The sequence below is a fragment of the Streptomyces herbicida genome (assembly GCF_032656585.1).
GTDB classification, from domain to species: Bacteria; Actinomycetota; Actinomycetes; order Streptomycetales; family Streptomycetaceae; genus Streptomyces; species Streptomyces herbicida.
Genome location: NZ_JAUYWJ010000003.1, coordinates 166,359 through 183,379 on the forward strand (window position 1 = coordinate 166,359; position 17,021 = coordinate 183,379).

At 72.1% G+C, this 17,021-nt stretch carries 11 protein-coding genes and 1 riboswitch; of the genes, 5 read left to right on the forward strand and 6 right to left on the reverse strand.

All coding sequences use genetic code 11. The annotated features are described in order from the left end of the window. Positions 1-2 precede the first annotated feature (2 nt). Positions 3-971, reverse strand: a complete 969-nt coding sequence (locus tag Q8A52_RS07865) for a tellurite resistance/C4-dicarboxylate transporter family protein (RefSeq protein WP_316747503.1) — start codon at positions 969-971, stop codon at positions 3-5. Positions 972-1,117: 146 nt separating this feature from the next. Continuing rightward, the gene (locus tag Q8A52_RS07870) at positions 1,118-2,341 is read right to left on the reverse strand and encodes a C40 family peptidase (RefSeq protein ID WP_316747505.1); all 1,224 of its coding nucleotides are present in this window, start codon (positions 2,339-2,341) and stop codon (positions 1,118-1,120) included. 8 nt (positions 2,342-2,349) lie between these two features. Further along, positions 2,350-2,521, reverse strand: a riboswitch (cyclic di-AMP (ydaO/yuaA leader). A 264-nt stretch (positions 2,522-2,785) separates the two neighbouring features. On the opposite strand from Q8A52_RS07870, the gene pcrA reads away from it, so the two are divergent. Further along, a complete protein-coding gene (pcrA, locus tag Q8A52_RS07875) occupies positions 2,786-5,269 on the forward strand; it encodes a DNA helicase PcrA (protein WP_316747506.1) in 2,484 nt (827 codons plus the stop codon). Between the two features lie 84 nt (positions 5,270-5,353). On the opposite strand, the gene Q8A52_RS07880 is transcribed toward pcrA, so the two are convergent. After that, positions 5,354-6,880 carry a M23 family metallopeptidase gene (locus Q8A52_RS07880; RefSeq protein WP_316747508.1) on the reverse strand — a complete coding sequence of 509 codons (1,527 nt, stop codon included), beginning with the start codon at positions 6,878-6,880 and terminating at the stop codon, positions 5,354-5,356. 270 nt (positions 6,881-7,150) lie between these two features. Further along, a complete protein-coding gene (locus Q8A52_RS07885; RefSeq protein WP_316747510.1) occupies positions 7,151-8,017 on the reverse strand; it encodes an esterase/lipase family protein in 867 nt (288 codons plus the stop codon). A gap of 404 nt (positions 8,018-8,421) precedes the next feature. Here Q8A52_RS07885 and Q8A52_RS07890 point away from each other — a divergent pair, with 404 nt between their 5' ends. Next, complete coding sequence (locus Q8A52_RS07890) at positions 8,422-8,838, forward strand: cobalamin B12-binding domain-containing protein (RefSeq protein ID WP_316747512.1); 417 nt, start codon at positions 8,422-8,424, stop codon at positions 8,836-8,838. 26 nt (positions 8,839-8,864) lie between these two features. On the opposite strand, the gene Q8A52_RS07895 is transcribed toward Q8A52_RS07890, so the two are convergent. Together Q8A52_RS07895 and Q8A52_RS07900 are read right to left on the reverse strand one after the other, a co-directional pair. Beyond that, complete coding sequence (locus Q8A52_RS07895) at positions 8,865-10,604, reverse strand: DUF5691 domain-containing protein (RefSeq protein ID WP_316747514.1); 1,740 nt, start codon at positions 10,602-10,604, stop codon at positions 8,865-8,867. Between the two features lie 43 nt (positions 10,605-10,647). Continuing rightward, positions 10,648-12,003, reverse strand: a complete 1,356-nt coding sequence (locus Q8A52_RS07900; RefSeq protein WP_316747516.1) for an SWIM zinc finger family protein — start codon at positions 12,001-12,003, stop codon at positions 10,648-10,650. A 132-nt stretch (positions 12,004-12,135) separates the two neighbouring features. Here Q8A52_RS07900 and Q8A52_RS07905 point away from each other — a divergent pair, with 132 nt between their 5' ends. Genes Q8A52_RS07905 through Q8A52_RS07915 form a run of 3 tightly spaced genes read left to right on the forward strand, consistent with a single transcriptional unit; the run spans position 12,136 to position 16,900 of the window. Next, the gene (locus Q8A52_RS07905; protein WP_316747518.1) at positions 12,136-13,284 is read left to right on the forward strand and encodes an ATP-binding protein; all 1,149 of its coding nucleotides are present in this window, start codon (positions 12,136-12,138) and stop codon (positions 13,282-13,284) included. Further along, complete coding sequence (locus Q8A52_RS07910; RefSeq protein ID WP_316747519.1) at positions 13,281-15,740, forward strand: DUF5682 family protein; 2,460 nt, start codon at positions 13,281-13,283, stop codon at positions 15,738-15,740. Before Q8A52_RS07905 ends, Q8A52_RS07910 begins: the two co-directional genes overlap by 4 nt. Continuing rightward, positions 15,737-16,900 carry a VWA domain-containing protein gene (locus Q8A52_RS07915; RefSeq protein WP_316747521.1) on the forward strand — a complete coding sequence of 388 codons (1,164 nt, stop codon included), beginning with the start codon at positions 15,737-15,739 and terminating at the stop codon, positions 16,898-16,900. The genes Q8A52_RS07910 and Q8A52_RS07915 overlap by 4 nt, the downstream gene beginning before the upstream one ends. Positions 16,901-17,021: the final 121 nt, after the last annotated feature.

Sequence of the window (17,021 nt, forward strand, 5' to 3'; positions counted from 1 at the left end):
GCTCAGCGCGCGGCCCTGAACCCGGCGCGGGCCGACCGGACCGCGCCGGCGGCGACCGTGAGCCAGACGGCCACGGAGATCCACACCAGCACCCGTCCGGGCCGTTCCAGCCACAGGATGCCGAGGGCGGCCGCGACGGAGAGCGTCGCCGTCGCCGTCATCCCCATCGGGAACACCGTCGCCCAGCGGCGCACGTCGAAGCGCAGCCGAGGGCGCGCCACCTCGGCGGTCAGGAGGACGACGTAACAGGTCAGATCGAGGACGAGCAGCACGATGGTCGTGTCGCGCAGGACGCCGAGGTTGTCGTCGTCCCACAGGTACAGCCGCGCGCTGTCGGCGGAGATCAGCTTGGCACCGGCCAGCGCCGAGATCGCGAGCGCGCCGCCCGCGATCCACTGGTCCCCGGGTCCCTCGATCACCTGCCGCACGTCGAAGTGGGCAAGGGCGAACCCGTAGAGCACGAGCCCCAGCCAGAACAGCACGAGCGCAGCGTGGGCGAGCCATGCCGTCGCCTCGGCCGCGGCGAGCGTGGCGGCGAGCACGGCGAGCCCCTGCGTGGCCACGCAGCACAGGAACACCGCGCCCGGCATGCGCCGGTGCCAGTGCCGTACGACGAGGAACAGCAGCACCGGCCAGAGCACCGCGCACAGCGCGAGCAGCACCTCGGCCAGGCCCTGCCGGCCCAGTGCGGAGAAACGGGTGCCCAGCACCGCGGTCGCGGCGACGGCGGTGAGCGCGCCGGGCGTCCGCGCCTCGGCCACCCAGCGCCTCCGCTGCCGCAGCAGCCCCACGGCGAAGTCCACGGCCAGTGCCAGCCAGGCGACCGAGGCCATCGCGAGGGCGAACAGGGACAGGGCCTCGTAGCCCGCCAGCTGCAGCCCGACCGACACGATGCCGGTCGCCATCACGGCGGCCCCGGCCGTCGGCGGGCGCCGCTTCCACCAGGCGCGAAGGGGTGAGGAGGCGGGCATGGGCCCGATGCTAGGGAGCCGTGCGCACCTTGCGAGCGGGGCACGCGCGCGCGTGCCGGGAAAAACGCGCGGGTGCGGGACAGGGTCGCGTGCGCCTCGGGTTCACATCGGCCGCGGCGCTCGCGCCCCTGCCCCACGGTGGTCTCTCACGCCGGCCGCACCACGCTGTGGATGATCGACTCGCCGCCGTAGTAGATCGACTCCTCGCGGACGTAGGCGCCGGGCTTCGGGGCGTGGATCATCATGCCGTTGCCGATGTAGATGCCGACGTGGCTGATGTCGTCGTAGAAGAAGATCAGGTCGCCGGGCTCGGCGTTGGTGAGCGAGACCGTGGTGCCCACGTTGACCTGGTCGTAGGTGGTGCGCGGGAGGCTGACGCCCGCCGCCCGCCAGGCGGCCGAGGTGAGGCCGGAGCAGTCGTAGGAGCCGGGGCCGGTGGCGCCCCAGACGTACGGCTTACCGATCTGGGCGCGGGCGAAGGCGATCGCCTTCTCGGCCTTGGTGGTGTAGGAGGAGTCCGAGGAGGAGCCGGTCGAGCCCGTCGAACCGGTCGACCCCGTCGAACCCGTCGAACCCGTCGAGGTGGACGAGCCCGAGGAGCCCGAAGAACCGGAGGAGCTCGAGGAACTCGCGGCGGCGGCCTTCTTCGCCGCTTCCGCGGCCGCCTGCTTCTTCGCGAGCTCCGCGGCCTTGCGCGCGGCCTCCTCCTGCTTCTGCTTCTCGATCGCGGCGAGCCGGGCCTTCTCCTGCGCCGTCAGCTTGGACAGCAGCTCGCGAGCCGAGGCGAGCTTCTTCTGGACGGTGGCCTTGGCGGTCTTCAGCTCGTTCTGCGACTCGGTCAGCGTCTGGAGGCTCTTGGCGGCCTCCTGCCGCTTCTTCATGGTCGCCGACTGCTGCGTGATGTAGTCGTCGACCGCGCCCTTCTGCCGCGAGGTCATCCGGCCCATCAGCTGGGTCTGGTCGAAGTAGTCCTGCGGGGAGTCCGAGAGCAGGAAGGTGGCGGTGTCGGGCGCGGCGGCCCCGGTCCGGTACTGGGCGGCGGCGAACGTACCCAGTTCCTCACGTGCCTTGTTGAGCTTGTCCGTGCGCCGGGCCACGTCGTCCAGCAGGGAGTCGACGCTCTTGCGCTGACTGCCGGACTTCTCCTTGGCCGCGTTGTACTTCTCGGTCGCCGACTCCGCCTGGCGGTACAGGTCGTCGACCTTCTTCTCGACCTCCTCGATGCTCGGCTTGTCGCCGTCGGCGGAGGGGGTGGCATTGGCGGTCTGGGACAGCAGAGCCACGGAGGTGAGCGCGGCGGTGGCGATGGCGGGGGTGCGTATGCCTGTTACCAGGGCACTCGCGGGGCGCGACTTGCGGTGCGACGCCAAGGGAGGCGACTCCTTCCACGTTCCGCCTACCGAGTTAGCTGTCGGGTTCGGGCGGGTGGTTCGGAAGGGTTGCCCTACGGCCCTTGCTCCGGAGGGAGGTTGGGCCGATTCACCCCAAGGTCGGTTGGGTCCCCGGCTCCGGCTGCCGTGGCGGCGCACCGGACTCGGCGGAGGCCGCGCGGTCCGGCGACGTTCGCCGGTGGGGGTCGTACGGCCCGCCCGAGACGGTAGCCAACTGGTGTGGCCCGTGTGAAGGTTGATGGGCGATATGCCCGATACATTTTTGTGACCTGAAGGCAGAGTTCCGCCCGTGTGACAGCATGCTTCCGGAGCGTGAGACAGTTGTCCGGCTCATGCATCGGGAAGATCCCCCGCGCGCGGGGCCGGTCCTGTTTTCCGGGGCGGCGGTCGATTGTCGGTGGGGCACCCTAGACTCGGAGAGCGATGAGCAGCCTCTTTGACGACAGCTTCCTGGCGGACCTCCAGGCCCCTCACGGGCGCGAGGAGGAACCCCCGCCGCCGCCCGAGGACGATCACGCTCCGGAGCCGGTTCCGGACGATCTGTTCGGTGGGAAGTTCGACGTGCCTCCGGACCGGGACGCGTACTACCGCGACGGCGCCGCGCGCCCGGTGATCGACGCCGCAGCGCTGCTGGAGGGGCTGAACGAGAACCAGCGCGCGGCCGTCGTGCACGCCGGCTCCCCCCTGCTCATCGTGGCCGGCGCCGGATCCGGCAAGACCCGCGTGCTCACGCACCGCATCGCCCACCTGCTGGCCGAGCGGAACGTGCACCCGGGCCAGATCCTCGCGATCACCTTCACCAACAAGGCCGCGGGCGAGATGAAGGAGCGCGTCGAGCACCTCGTCGGCCCCCGCGCGAACGCGATGTGGGTGATGACCTTCCACAGCGCGTGTGTGCGCATCCTGCGCCGCGAGAGCAAGAAGCTCGGCTTCACGTCGTCGTTCTCGATCTACGACGCCGCCGACAGCAAGCGTCTGATGGCCCTGGTCTGCCGCGACCTGGAGCTCGATCCCAAGCGCTTCCCGCCGAAGTCCTTCAGCGCCAAGATCTCGAACCTGAAGAACGAGCTGATCGACGAGGAGGACTTCGCCGCCCAGGCCACCGACGGCTTCGAGAAGACCCTCGCCCAGGCCTACGCCCTCTACCAGTCGCGGCTGCGCGAGGCGAACGCCCTCGACTTCGACGACCTGATCATGACGACGGTCAACCTGCTGCGCGCCTTCCCGGACGTCGCCGAGCACTACCGCCGCCGCTTCCGCCATGTCCTCGTCGACGAGTACCAGGACACCAACCACGCCCAGTACGCCCTCGTGCGCGAGCTCGTCGGCACCGCCGAGCACCCGGTGGACGTACCGCCCGGCGAGTACGACCTCCAGCCCGCCGAGCTGTGCGTCGTGGGTGACGCCGACCAGTCGATCTACGCCTTCCGCGGCGCGACGATCCGCAACATCCTCCAGTTCGAGGAGGACTACCCGGACGCGACGACGATCCTCCTGGAGCAGAACTACCGCTCCACCCAGACGATCCTCTCCGCCGCCAACGCGGTCATCGAGCGCAACGAGTCCCGCCGCCCCAAGAACCTGTGGACCAACGCGGGCGCGGGCGCGCAGATCACCGGCTATGTCGCCGACACCGAGCACGACGAGGCACAGTTCGTCGCCGACGAGATAGACCGCCTCACGGACGCGGGCGAGGCGAAGTCCGGCGACGTCGCCGTCTTCTACCGCACCAACGCCCAGTCCCGTGTCTTCGAAGAGGTCTTCATCCGCGTCGGCCTGCCCTACAAGGTCGTCGGCGGCGTCCGCTTCTACGAGCGCAAGGAGGTCCGGGACGTCCTGGCCTACCTGCGTGTCCTGGCCAACCCGGAGGACTCCGTCCCGCTGCGCCGGATCCTCAACGTCCCCAAGCGCGGTATCGGCGAGCGCGCCGAGGCGATGATCGACGCCCTCGCCCAGCGCGAGAAGATCAGCTTCCCGCAGGCGCTGCGCCGGGTCGACGAGGCGTACGGCATGGCGGCGCGGTCGACGAACGCCGTCAAGCGGTTCAACGTGCTGATGGAGGACCTCCGCACGATCGTCGAGTCCGGCGCGGGACCGGCCATGGTCCTCGAGGCGATACTGGAGCGCACCGGCTATCTCGCCGAGCTGCAGGCCTCCACCGACCCGCAGGACGAGACCCGTATCGAGAACCTCCAGGAACTCGCCGCCGTGGCCCTGGAGTTCGAGCAGGAGCGCGGGGAGGGTGAGCGGAGTACGCTGGCCGACTTCCTGGAGCAGGTCGCCCTGGTCGCCGACTCGGACCAGATCCCCGACGAGGACGAGGAGGGGTCGGGCGTCATCACCTTGATGACCCTCCACACCGCCAAGGGCCTGGAGTTCCCGGTCGTCTTCCTCACCGGCATGGAGGACGGCGTCTTCCCGCACATGCGCGCCCTCGGCCAGACCAAGGAGCTGGAGGAGGAGCGGCGCCTGGCGTACGTCGGCATCACCCGCGCGCGGGAGCGGCTCTACCTCACCCGCTCGGCGATGCGCAGCGCGTGGGGGCAGCCCTCGTACAACCCGCCCTCCCGCTTCCTGGAGGAGATCCCGCCCGCCCATGTGCAGTGGAAGCGGACGGGAGGGGCGGCGCCGGTCTCCTCCGGGCCGGCCTCCGGTGTGGCAGCCTCGCTGTCCTCGTCCCGCTCCCGCTCGTCGGCGTCGGGCGCTTCCGGGTTCGCCACGCGCCGGACCGCGGAGAAGCCGGTGGTGTCCCTGGCCGTCGGGGACCGGGTCACGCACGACCAGTTCGGACTCGGCACGGTCGTCGCGGTGAAGGGCACAGGAGGGAACGCCGAGGCAACGATCGACTTCGGCGACACGAAGCCGAAGCGGCTGCTGCTGCGCTACGCCCCGGTGGAGAAGCTGTAGGCCCACCGGAGAAGCTGTAGGTCCACGCGATGAGCCCCCGCCGGTCCGGCGGAGGCTCATTCACTCGTGGAGGAGGCTGGGGACCTACGTCGGGTCCAGGCCATGGCTGCGCAGCCACGGCAGCGGGTCTATGGCCGAACCGCCCGCCGGCCGGACCTCGAAGTGCAGGTGCGGGCCGGTCGAGTTGCCCGAGTTGCCGGAGTACGCGATCGGGTCGCCGGCCTTGACGCTCGTACCGGAGGCCACCCGGTAGCTGGAGAGGTGGCAGTACCAGGTCTCCGTGCCGTCTTTGGCCGTCACGATCATCATGTTGCCGTAGGCGCTGTTCCACTGGGTGCGGACCGTGCCGTCGGTCGCGGCCATCACCGTCGTGCCGTACGAGACGGGGAAGTCGATGCCCGTGTGCACGGACATCCAGTTCACGCCCGCCTGGCCGAAATAGGCGCTGAGCCCTTTCTGCAGGACCGGAAGCACATACTTCGGGCGCAGCCGCTCCTTGCGGGCCGCCTCGGCCGCAGCCTTCTTCTGCTGCGCCACCTGCTGCGCCTTGAGGTCGATGCGCTCCTGGGTCCGGCTGGCCCGGTCGGCGAAGTCGTCGGCGCCGGCGGACAGGCTCTCCAGCTGGGTGTCCAGCTGGTTGTTGGCGGCGGACGGTTTCACCGACTTCGTCTCCGCTGCGGAGGCGCTGGTGTCCTTGCCGCCGCCGATCAGGTTCAGATTGCCGACGGAGGCGGCGGCGATCCCGGCCACCCCCATCACACAGACCGAAGGCACGGCCACGGTCAGCAGCGCGGAGCGCTTGGGGGGCGTACGGCGGCGGGAACGTGTCGCGCCGCGTGAGCCCGCACGCGTGGCCGGGACCGGGGTGATCTCTTCCTGATCGTCCAGCAGTGGCGTTACTGCGGGCATTTCGCCCGTGGCAGTCGACTCGTCCTCGTGCGGGACGGCTCCCTCGAAGGCGTCGTCCTCGTAATCCTCGTAGTGCTCGTAGCCGAGCTCCTCGCGGGCGGGATCCTCGTACGAGTGCTGGTCGAAGGTGGCGGTCGCCTGCTGGTCGAAGGGTTCGGCCTGCTGCTCGGGCTCGGTGGTGACGACGCTGCCGTCGGAGTTCCACTGCGTGGCGTCGTACGCACCGGTCTCGAAGGCCTGGGTGCCCCATTCCCACTGCTGGGTCGGGTCGGCGCCGCCGGTGTGCTGCTCGGGCTGGAGCCAGGCGTTCGCGTCCCACTGGCCGCTGATGTCGTTCCCCGTGGCCTGATGGGGGATCGTCCAGGCGGGGTTGTCGTAGGCGCCGCTGTCATAGGTGGCGTGGTGCTGGGCCGGGTACGGGTCGTAGTTCGGCGTGTGGTGGCCGCTGGTCTGCCACTGCGTGGCGTCGTACGCGCCCGTGGCGTGACCTCCGCCAGGGAGGTGGCCGAAGAGCGGGTCGGTCTCGAAGGTCGAGGCGGCGGTGTGGGCACCGGTGGCATAGCCGTCCGCGCCGTATCCCGCGTACGTGGTGAAGTCGCCGTACTGGGCCTCCTGCCCGCCGTACGACGCGTAGGGCGCCGAGGCGGCATCGGAAGCCGGAGCCGGGGTGGTCATGATCCCCGACGGGTGACGGTCGTTCACCAACTTCTCTTTCGCCTCGACAACAGGGGCTGCCAGAGCAGTGCGGCGACTGTACCCGGCGGTATGCGGGCACGACAATCTTCGGAAGGTTTCGCGCCCGAAGGAAACGGGCATTCGGCCGTGTTTCGGGGGACCAAGGACGCGGGTTTGGCTTTGTGTTCGAAGATTGTTCGACGCCCGGCTGTCTGCCGGTCCCGCTAAGTCGGCGAGTCCGGGCGGCTGTTGCGCCGTCCGGACTCGCCCCGTTATGCCCCTGTTACGGCCCTGTTCTCACGCCACGGTCAGCCCGCCGGCCGGCCTGGCGACCTCCACCTCCGGGTGCTCGGAGTCGAGTGCCTGCCGTATCCCGGCCGCTACGGCCGGGTGGACGGGAAGCGCGAGATGCCCGATTCCCATCACTTGTATGTTCTGCACCATAAGGTCGGGATGGTCGATACAGGCGGTCTCCGGCTCGTCCATCAGGGCGTCGAGGTCGCTCCAGAAGCAGAAGAAGCGCGTACGGCAACCGGGCGACGGCCCGGCCAGCTCCTCGAGCACGTCCGAACCGGGGCGTAGCTGGCGCACGATCGGATGCGCGTTCGCCAGCGGGACGACCCGGGTGCCGGAGTGCGGGGTGCCGAGCGTCACCAGCGTGCGGACCCGGAGGTCACCGCCGAGCCGCTGCACGTAGTAGCGGGCGATCAGTCCGCCGAGGCTGTGCCCCACGATGTCGACCTGCGGGCTGCCGGTGCGCTCGCAGATCTCCTCTATGTGCCGGGCGAGCAGCTCGGCCGCGGTGCGGATGTCCCGGGTCAGCGGTGAGTAGTTGAGCGACTCGATGCGCTGCCTGCCGTGCTGCGCGAGGTTGCGGCGCAGCAGGACGAAGACCGAACGGTTGTCGATGAAGCCGTGCAGCAGGACGACTGGAGGGTCCGGTGTGGTCGGCAGCTGCGCGGTGCCGTCCGGCAGGGGCGCTGCATGCGTGGGGGAGTGGCGCTCCTGTGTGATGCCGGTGGGATAGAGGGCGATGTGCCCGGCCAGGATCGCGATCTCCAGCGCGGTCGCCTTGAGGAGGGTCATGGAGAGCCCCTTGAGTCTGCCTGGCAGGAGCTGCTGCCAGATCGGAACCAGGGGCTCGAGCGCCTTGGTGACCTTCATGGCCGACCTCCTGTCGGCACGCAGGAGGACGGCCCGATCCCCCGTGTGCCCTCATGGGTCGCCGCGGTGGGGGCGGCCGCCGGTGCCCGAGCGGCACCCGCGGGATGGATGAGGCGTGCGGCGCATGCGGCGCCGATGACCTGACGAGGCGTCCTGCCGGCGTGGCGACGAGGCTCCCCGCTGTCGTGCCTTACCTGCCCTGTGTGCCTTTCGTGCCCGCGCGGACCACGCTGCGGCTCCCGAACGTGTCCCACCGTGTGATTTCCCCCTCGGTCACCACCGTGAAACTGCCGGTTGAGAGATGCTGGAGATAACGTTCGTTCACTTCGCGGCGGGTGGCGGAACGCGCGGAATGTGCGGTACTTGTCGGTACGGATGGATGTAGTCGCTTCATGGAGGCAGTGATGGGTGTGGCAGCCGGACCGATCCGCGTGGTGGTGGCCAAGCCGGGGCTCGACGGCCACGATCGCGGGGCCAAGGTCATCGCGCGTGCGCTGCGCGACGCCGGTATGGAAGTCATCTACACCGGACTTCACCAGACCCCGGAGCAGATCGTCGACACGGCGATCCAGGAGGACGCCGACGCGATCGGTCTGTCCATCCTCTCCGGTGCCCACAACACCCTCTTCGCGGCGGTCATCGACCTCCTCAAGGAGCGGGACGCCGAGGACATCCTGGTCTTCGGCGGCGGCATCATCCCCGAGGCGGACATCCCGCCGCTCAAGGAGAAGGGCGTCGCCGAGATCTTCACGCCCGGGGCCACCACGGCCTCGATCGTGGACTGGGTGCGGCAGAACGTCCGCCAGCCCGCCGGCGCGTAGTCCCTGCGGCGCCGGGTCGACGAGGATCACCGCGCGGGTGCGGTTGAGCGCACCCGCGGTGCCCCCGGCTCCGGCGTCACCCGCAACTCGTCCGCCATCGCGGCGCGCAGTCGCAAGGTGGTCATGAGCCGCTGGAACGCCTCCGCCCAGTAGCCCCCGGCCCCGGGCGACGCGTCCTCCTTCTCGTCCGGCACCGCCAGCAGCCCGTCCAGTCGCGAAGCCTCCGCGGGATCCAGGCACCGCTCGGCCAGCCCCATCACCCCGCTGAAGCTCCACGGGTAACTCCCCGCTTCCCGGGCGATGTCGAGCGCATCCACCACCGCCCGGCCGAGCGGCGGGGCCCAGGGCACGGCACACACCCCGAGCAGCTGGAACGCCTCGGACAAGCCGTGCGTCGCGATGAAGCCGGCCACCCATTCGGCGCGCTCCCGGGTGTCCAGCGTGCCCAGCAGCTTCGCCCGCTCCGCCAGGGAGACCGCTCCCGGGCCTCCGGCCTCGGGCGCCGAGGGCGCTCCGAGCAGAGCCCGGGCCCACTCGGGGTCCCGCTGCCGCACCGCGGCCCGGCACCACGCCGCATGCAGTTCGCCCTGCCAGCCGTCCGCAACCGGCAGTGCCACGATCTCCTGCGGCGTACGACCGCCGAGCCGCCCCGGCCATGATCCGAGCGGCGCCGACTCCACCAACTGGCCCAACCACCACGATCGCTCCCCTCTACCCGAAGGAGGTTTGGCCACGACACCGTCTCTCTCCATCCTCGTATCGCACTCAAGCGGCGCCTCGACCGCGATCGTCGGAATGTCGCGCGTGTGGTCCACGGCCACGCAGGCTCCGGCCCGCACCGCCATCCGCGCGGCCAGCGCCGAGCCAGGCAGCGCGGACAGCAACTCCGCCGCCGTCGCCCGCACATTGCGGCTGCGATCGCCCAACGCCTGTTCCAGGAAGGGCTCGTCGGCGGCCGACAGCCCCATGCGCAGCGAGTCGAGGAACATCAGGCGGTCCTCCGCCCGCTCCGTGGCCCAGGTCGCGGCCAGCAGTTCGCGCGCGGCCGCGGGTCTGCGTGCCCGTATCGCGGCGAGGAGGGCGACCCGCTCCGCGAACAGCCCTTCCTGCCACTGCCGTTGCACCGCGTCGGCGGCGGAGTCGTCATCGGGGTCCGGCAGTGACGTCCCGCCGCCCGGGGCCGCGCGCAGGGCGAAGCGCCAGTCCGGGTTCAGCCGGGCCAGCCACAGCGCCCGCGGTCCCGCGAACGCCAGCGCCGCCGGCCGCAGGTCCGTGCGCCCCCGGGCCGCGTCCAGCAGTGCGGGCAAGGTCTGCGGGGGTGCGGCGAACCCTCGCGCGTTCGCCGCCGCGAGCCACTGGGGCAGCAACTCCATCAGGTCCGGCGCGGTGCCCCGCCGGCCGCCGCCCGTGCCGGGACGGTCGGCCAGCAGCATCGCGAGCCTGCGGGCCGCCGCGGCGGGCAGCGGGGGGCGCGGGTCCTCGGCGGCCGGTTCGGGCCGCCGGGCGGCTTGTGCCGGACGCAGCCCTGCCCGCCGCCGCACGGTCTCCACGGCCGCCGCGTCCAGCAGCACGACCGGCGCCTCCCGCCCGGGCGCACGGCCGACGGGCGCGCGCCGGTCCGTGCCGAGCAGTGCTGTGGTGACGAGCTCCTCCCAGGTGCTTGGGGCCCTTGGGGCGTCCGTGACGCCCGTGACGCCCTCGATGCCCGTGACGCCCGCGGCACCCGCCGCACCCGCGGACCTCGCGGAAGCCGAGTTCCCGTTCATACAACGCCCCTCTCCATCGGTCGTCCTGTGGTGCCGGGCCCCCTCAGCACAGCGGCACCGCCTCTCCCGCTCCCTGCGGCCATGCCGTGAGCGGGGTGAAGCCGCGGTGGCCGCACTCGCCGAAGACCTTGACCGGTGTGCCGCCGGAGAGGGCGACGAGCCGCCACAGGCCGGGGCGGGAGCGGGCGGCCGGGCTGAGCGGCAGCGCCGAGTCGCCGTCGGCGTCGGCCAGTTGCCAGGAGTCCCCGTCCGGGGTCGGTATGACGCGGTCCAGCGTCACCGGGACCGCGTCCAGCCACGGGTCGTCCCGCAGCGCCTCCCCGTACCGCGCGGCCGCCCCGGCCGGCGTCACCCCCAAGGGCCGTACCGCGGCCGGCGCGGGCGGGGCGAACTGCTCGCCCAGGGCCGCTCGCAGCTGTCCCGCACCGGGATAGGCGGACAGCTCGGCCTCCAGGACCAGCCCGACCGGCAGCGCCGGCTCCGGAGCCCGGCCGGCCGCGCCGTAGGAGAGGAGCAGGCAGACGCGGTCCGACTCGGCGCCGTACAACCAGATCCGGCGCGTGGTCAGTTTCGCGTCCGCCGTGTCGTACTGGGCGAGGACCAGCCAGCGGTCGCGCACCGGCGGGCCGTCCGCCGAAGCGGGCAGGCCGACGCGGGAACGCACCGTCGTCGCGAGGCCGTCCGGAAGCCGCTCACGGCGCAGCCAGCCCTGGTCGAGCAGATGCAGCAGCGCGCACTCCTCCAGCAGCCGCACGGGCCAGCCCGGCCCGGACCCCGCGATGGCCCCCAACTCCCTTACCCGAGCAGCCAGTCCCGGCGCCTGTGCGTCGACCATGCGGGCCGCGGTCTCCTCCCACAGCCCGTACCCCGCCTGCTCCGCCGAGGCGAGGCCGCCGCGCAACAGGTCCGCCAGGCGCTGCTCCAGCTCGGTCGCCCCCGCCGTGACCCGCTCCGCCCGGCGCTCGGCCCGGCGCCGCGCCGCCTCGGGATCGGCGGACCCGGATCCGGAACCCCCACCGCTCGACTCCCTATTCTCCTGCGCGCGTTTCTTCCGGCCCGCGATCCACTGCTCGGCCCAGTCCGGCGCCTCGGCCGCCGGCACCGCACCGTCCCCGCCCGCCCACAGCAGCAACAGCCCGATCGCGTGCTTGCACGGGAACTTGCGGCTGGGACACGAGCACTTGTACGCCGGACCTGCCGCGTCCGCGATGTCGACGACCGTCTGATACGGCTTGCTGCCGCTGCCCTTGCACAGCCCCCACACCGTCCCCTCGTCGGAACTCCCCGCCTCGGACCACGGCCCGGCCGCGCCGAGTTTGCTTCCCGCTTTGCGTGACGCGACGTCAGGCGCCAGTGCCAGCACCTGGTCCGCGGTCCAGCGCACCCCCTGCTGAGTCATGCCATCGAAGGTAGATCCCGCCACTGACAATCGGCCCTGGTGCGGTGATTGCGCAGGTCAGAACCGATTGTCAGTGGCGTGGTGCACGGTTGGTGACAGACCGAACCGGCCGAGCTGGAGGGGGCCTCAGCCATGTCTGTGTCCGTGGAACCGACGTCCGTGCAGGCAGTCGAAGCAGCCGAAGCACTCGTGAAGGAACCGGCCGAGGCGCTGCGGCCGCACGCCGAGGACGCGTTCGCCGCCGAACTCGCCGCGCTGGCGGCCCAGGACGACCACCCGCGCCCGGCCCGCTGGAAGCTGTCGCCGTGGGCGGTGGCGACGTATCTGCTCGGCGGCACGCTGCCGGACGGCACGGTGATCACGCCGAAGTACGTGGGCCCGCGGCGCATCGTCGAGGTCGCGGTCACCACACTCGCCACCGACCGCGCACTGCTTCTGCTCGGTGTGCCCGGCACGGCCAAGACCTGGGTGTCGGAGCACCTGGCCGCCGCCGTCAGCGGCGACTCGACGCTCCTGGTGCAGGGCACGGCCGGCACCCCGGAGGAGGCGATCCGCTACGGCTGGAACTATGCGCAGCTGCTCGCCCACGGCCCCAGCCGCGACGCGCTCGTGCCCAGTCCGGTCATGCGGGCCATGGCCGAGGGCATGACGGCCCGTGTGGAGGAGCTGACCCGCATCCCGGCCGACGTCCAGGACACGCTGATCACGATCCTGTCCGAGAAGACGCTGCCGATCCCGGAGCTGGGCCAGGAGGTGCAGGCGGTCCGCGGCTTCAATCTGATCGCGACGGCCAACGACCGCGACCGCGGGGTCAACGACCTGTCCAGCGCCCTGCGCCGCCGCTTCAACACGGTGGTGCTGCCGCTGCCGGAGAGCGCCGACGCCGAGGTCGACATCGTCTCGCGCCGTGTCGACCAGATCGGCCGCTCCCTCGACCTGCCGGCCGTGCCCGACGGCATGGACGAGATCCGCCGCGTGGTGACCGTCTTCCGCGAGCTGCGCGACGGCGTCACCACCGACGGCCGTACAAAGCTGAAGTCGCCCAGCGGCACGCTGTCCACGGCCGAGGCGATCTCCGTGGTCACCAACGGCCTTGCGCTGGCCGCCCACTTCGGCGACGGCGTGCTTCGGCCGGCCGATGTCGCCGCGGGCATCCTCGGCGCCGTCGTCCGCGACCCGGCGGCCGACCGCGTCGTGTGGCAGGAGTACCTGGAGACGGTCGTGCGCGAGCGGGACGGCTGGAAGGACTTCTACAGGGCCTGCCGGGAGGTGAGCGCGTGAGCGACTCCGAGTGGGGGCGGGCGTTCGGCTCCGGGCCGCTGCTGCTCGGGGTGCGGCACCACGGGCCCGGGTCGGCGCGTGCCGTGCGGGCCGCGCTGGACGCGGCCCGGCCGGGGGTGGTGCTGCTCGAGGGGCCGCCCGAGGCCGACGCGCTGATCCCGCTGGCCGCCGACGAGGACCTGCGCCCTCCGGTCGCGCTTCTCGCACACGCCGTGGAGGAGCCCGGACGGTCGGCCTTCTGGCCGCTGGCCGAGTTCTCCCCCGAGTGGGTGGCGATCCGCTGGGCCCTGGAGCACGGGGTCCCGGCCCGCTTCATCGACCTGCCGGCCGCGCACACGCTGGCGTGGGGGAGTGAGGAGGGAGAGCCTCCCGGAGCCGGGGCCGACGACGAGCCCACGCCCGGTGCCGACATCGGGCCCGCGCCCGGGGCCGACGTCCGCGTCGACCCGATCGCCGTGCTCGCCGAGACCGGAGGCTACGACGATCCCGAACGCTGGTGGGAGGACGTCGTCGAACACCGGGGTGCGGGGACCACCGAGCGCCGCGGCGCGGAGGGCCCTGAACACCGTGGCACTGAACACCGTGGCGCGGAGAACTCCGAGCACCTGGACGCGGCGCTCGCGCCGTTCGCCGCGCTCGAGGAGGCCATGGGGGCGCTGCGGGAGGCGTACGGCGCCGGCGGGCACGCCCGGGACCTCGTGCGAGAGGCCCATATGCGGCTGCAACTGCGTGCCGCCCGGCGTGAGTTCGCCGACTCCGTGGCCGTGGTGTGCGGGGCCTGGCACGTGCCCGCCCTGCGGCAGAAGGCCTCCGTCGCCGCCGACCGGGCACTGCTGAAGGGGCTGCCCAAGGCGAAGGTGGCCATGACCTGGGTGCCGTGGACGCACCGCAGGCTGTCCCGGTCCAGCGGGTACGGGGCGGGCATCGACTCACCGGGCTGGTACGGGCATCTGTTCGGCGCGCCGGACCGTCCGGTCGAGCGGTGGCTGACCAAGGTGGCCCGGCTGCTGCGGGAGGAGGACCGCATCGTGTCCTCGGCGCATGTCATCGAGGCGGTGCGGCTGGCGCAGACGCTCGCCGCGATGCGCGGCCGCCCGCTGGCCGGGCTGAGCGAGACGACCGATGCCGTGCGGGCAGTGATGTGCGACGGCTCCGATGTGCCGCTGGCCCTGGTGCACGACCGGCTGGTGGTGGGAGACCTGCTGGGCGAGGTGCCCGACGCGGCACCCGCGGTGCCGTTGCAGCGGGACCTGGCCCGGCTGCAGCGTCGGCTGCGGCTCAAACCGGAGGCGCTGGAGCGGGAGTTGGAGCTCGACCTGCGCAAGGAGACCGACGCCGGGCGCAGCAGGCTGCTGCACCGGCTGCGGCTGCTGGGCGTCGGGTGGGGCGAGCCGAGGGAGTCGCGGGGCAGTACGGGCACGTTCCGGGAGACCTGGCGGCTGCGCTGGGAGCCGGAGCTGTCGGTGCGGGTCGCCGAAGCCGGGGTCTGGGGCACGACGGTGCTCGGTGCCGCGACCGCCAAGGCTGAGGCAGACGCCGTGGCCGCGCAGTCCCTCGCCGAGGTCACCGCACTGGCCGAACGCTGTCTGCTCGCCGAACTGCCGAACGCGCTCCCCGTGGTGATGCGGGTGCTCGCCGACCGCGCGGCCCTCGACGCCGACGTCGGCCACCTCGCCCAGGCGCTTCCCGCCCTGGTCCGCTCCCTGCGCTACGGCGATGTGCGCGGCACCGACACGGTGGCCCTCGCCGAGGTCGCCGCCGGCCTCGCCGAGCGGATCTTCGTCGGCCTGCCCCCGGCCTGCGCCGCCCTGGACCCGGACGCGGCCGAGGAGATGCGGCGCCATGTGGACGACGTGCACGGGGCGGTGGGCCTGCTGGGGGAGGCCTCCACGACGGGACACGGCCACCTCCGTACCCGCTGGCGCTCCGTGCTCGGTGCCCTGACCGGGCGGGACACCGTGCCCGGTGTCATCCGGGGGCGTGCCGTGCGGCTGCTGCTGGACGAAGGGGAGTTGGGGCAGGACGAGGCGGCCCGGCTGATGGGGCTCGTGCTGTCGCCGGGGACAGCGCCGCCGGTCGCCGCCGCGTGGATCGAGGGGTTCGTCGGAGGCGGCGGGGGCGGGATGCTGCTCGTCCACGACGAGCGGCTGCTCGGGCTGGTGGACACCTGGCTGACCGGGGTGCCGGCGGAGGCGTTCACCGACGTACTGCCGCTGCTGCGGCGGACCTTCTCGGCCTACGAGCCGGGAGTGCGCAGAACGCTCGGCGAGCTGGTGCGGCGCGGGCCGGCGGAACGGGGGAGCACGTTGGACCGGGCGGGTGGCCTGCCCGGCTTCGCCGCGGAACTGGACGCCGTGCGCGCGGACGCCGTTCTGCCACTGGTACGGCTGCTGCTCGGGCTGGACGACGACGCAGCTGACACGGGCGACAACTACTTTGCGGGAGTGGGGACATGACGGCCGAACTGGTGGAGCCGGCCCAGGAGCGGCTGCGGCGCTGGCGCCTGGTGCTCGGGGGCGACGCGGCCGACGGAACCGGCTGCGCGCTGTCCGGGCAGGACGCCGCGATGGACGGCGCGCTCGCCGCGCTCTACGGCAAGGGGGACAAACCGCAGACGGGGCGGGACCGTTCGGCCGGGCTCGGGGCGTCGGCGCCGTCGGTGGCGCGCTGGCTCGGGGACATCCGGACCTACTTCCCCTCCTCCGTCGTCCAGGTCATGCAGCGGGACGCCATCGACCGGCTCGGCCTTGCCTCCCTGCTCCTCGAGCCGGAGATGCTGGAGGCGGTGGAGGCCGATGTGCACCTGGTCGGCACGCTGCTCTCGCTCAACAAGGCGATGCCGGAGACCACCAAGGAGACGGCACGGGCGGTCGTGCGCAAGGTCGTCGAAGACCTGGAGAAGCGGCTCGTCACCCGCACCCGGGCCACCCTGACCGGCGCCCTCGACCGCAGCGCCCGGGTCAACCGGCCGCGCCACCACGACATCGACTGGAACCGCACGGTCGCGGCCAACCTCAAGCACTATCTGCCCGAGTACCGGACGGTCGTGCCGGAGCGGCTGATCGGGTACGGGCGCGCCGCCCAATCCGTGAAGAAGGAGGTCATCCTCTGCATCGACCAGTCGGGGTCGATGGCGGCGTCCGTCGTCTACGCGTCGGTGTTCGGGGCCGTGCTCGCCTCCATGCGGTCGATCAGCACCCGGCTCGTGGTGTTCGACACGGCCGTGGCCGACCTCACCGACCAGCTCGACGACCCCGTCGACGTCCTCTTCGGCACCCAGCTCGGCGGCGGCACGGACATCAACCGGGCGCTGGCGTACTGCCAGTCTCAGATCACCCGGCCCGCCGAGACGGTGGTGGTGCTCATCAGCGACCTCTACGAGGGAGGCATACGGAACGAGATGCTGAAGCGGGTCGCGGCGATGAAGGCGTCCGGGGTGCAGTTCGTCACGCTGCTCGCGCTGTCGGACGAAGGGGCGCCCGCCTACGACCGGGAGCACGCGGCCGCGCTCGCCGCCCTGGGGGCGCCGGCCTTCGCCTGTACGCCCGATCTGTTCCCGGACGTGATGGCGGCGGCGATCGAGAAGCGCCCCCTTCCGATACCGGACACCGTGTGACGCCAGGCGGTAAAAGGGACATGACTACCCATCGGTAACAGGGGGCTTGCGCAACCTCGGGCGTACCGTGCAAGGATCGGGCACGCCCGCGATGTGCCAACTCGTCACGTGTTCCGCCGCA

Excerpts from the sequence above, each read along its gene's own strand:
- pcrA (WP_316747506.1), top strand. The coding sequence starts at position 2,786 with ATGAGCAGCCTCTTTGACGACAGCTTCCTGGCGGACCTCCAGGCCCCT.
- Q8A52_RS07895 (WP_316747514.1), bottom strand. The coding sequence starts at position 10,604 with ATGAACGGGAACTCGGCTTCCGCGAGGTCCGCGGGTGCGGCGGGTGCC.
- Q8A52_RS07885 (WP_316747510.1), bottom strand. The coding sequence starts at position 8,017 with ATGAAGGTCACCAAGGCGCTCGAGCCCCTGGTTCCGATCTGGCAGCAG.
- Q8A52_RS07905 (WP_316747518.1), top strand. The coding sequence starts at position 12,136 with ATGTCTGTGTCCGTGGAACCGACGTCCGTGCAGGCAGTCGAAGCAGCC.
- Q8A52_RS07900 (WP_316747516.1), bottom strand. The coding sequence starts at position 12,003 with ATGACTCAGCAGGGGGTGCGCTGGACCGCGGACCAGGTGCTGGCACTG.
- Q8A52_RS07865 (WP_316747503.1), bottom strand. The coding sequence starts at position 971 with ATGCCCGCCTCCTCACCCCTTCGCGCCTGGTGGAAGCGGCGCCCGCCG.
- Q8A52_RS07915 (WP_316747521.1), top strand. The coding sequence starts at position 15,737 with ATGACGGCCGAACTGGTGGAGCCGGCCCAGGAGCGGCTGCGGCGCTGG.
- Q8A52_RS07890 (WP_316747512.1), top strand. The coding sequence starts at position 8,422 with ATGGGTGTGGCAGCCGGACCGATCCGCGTGGTGGTGGCCAAGCCGGGG.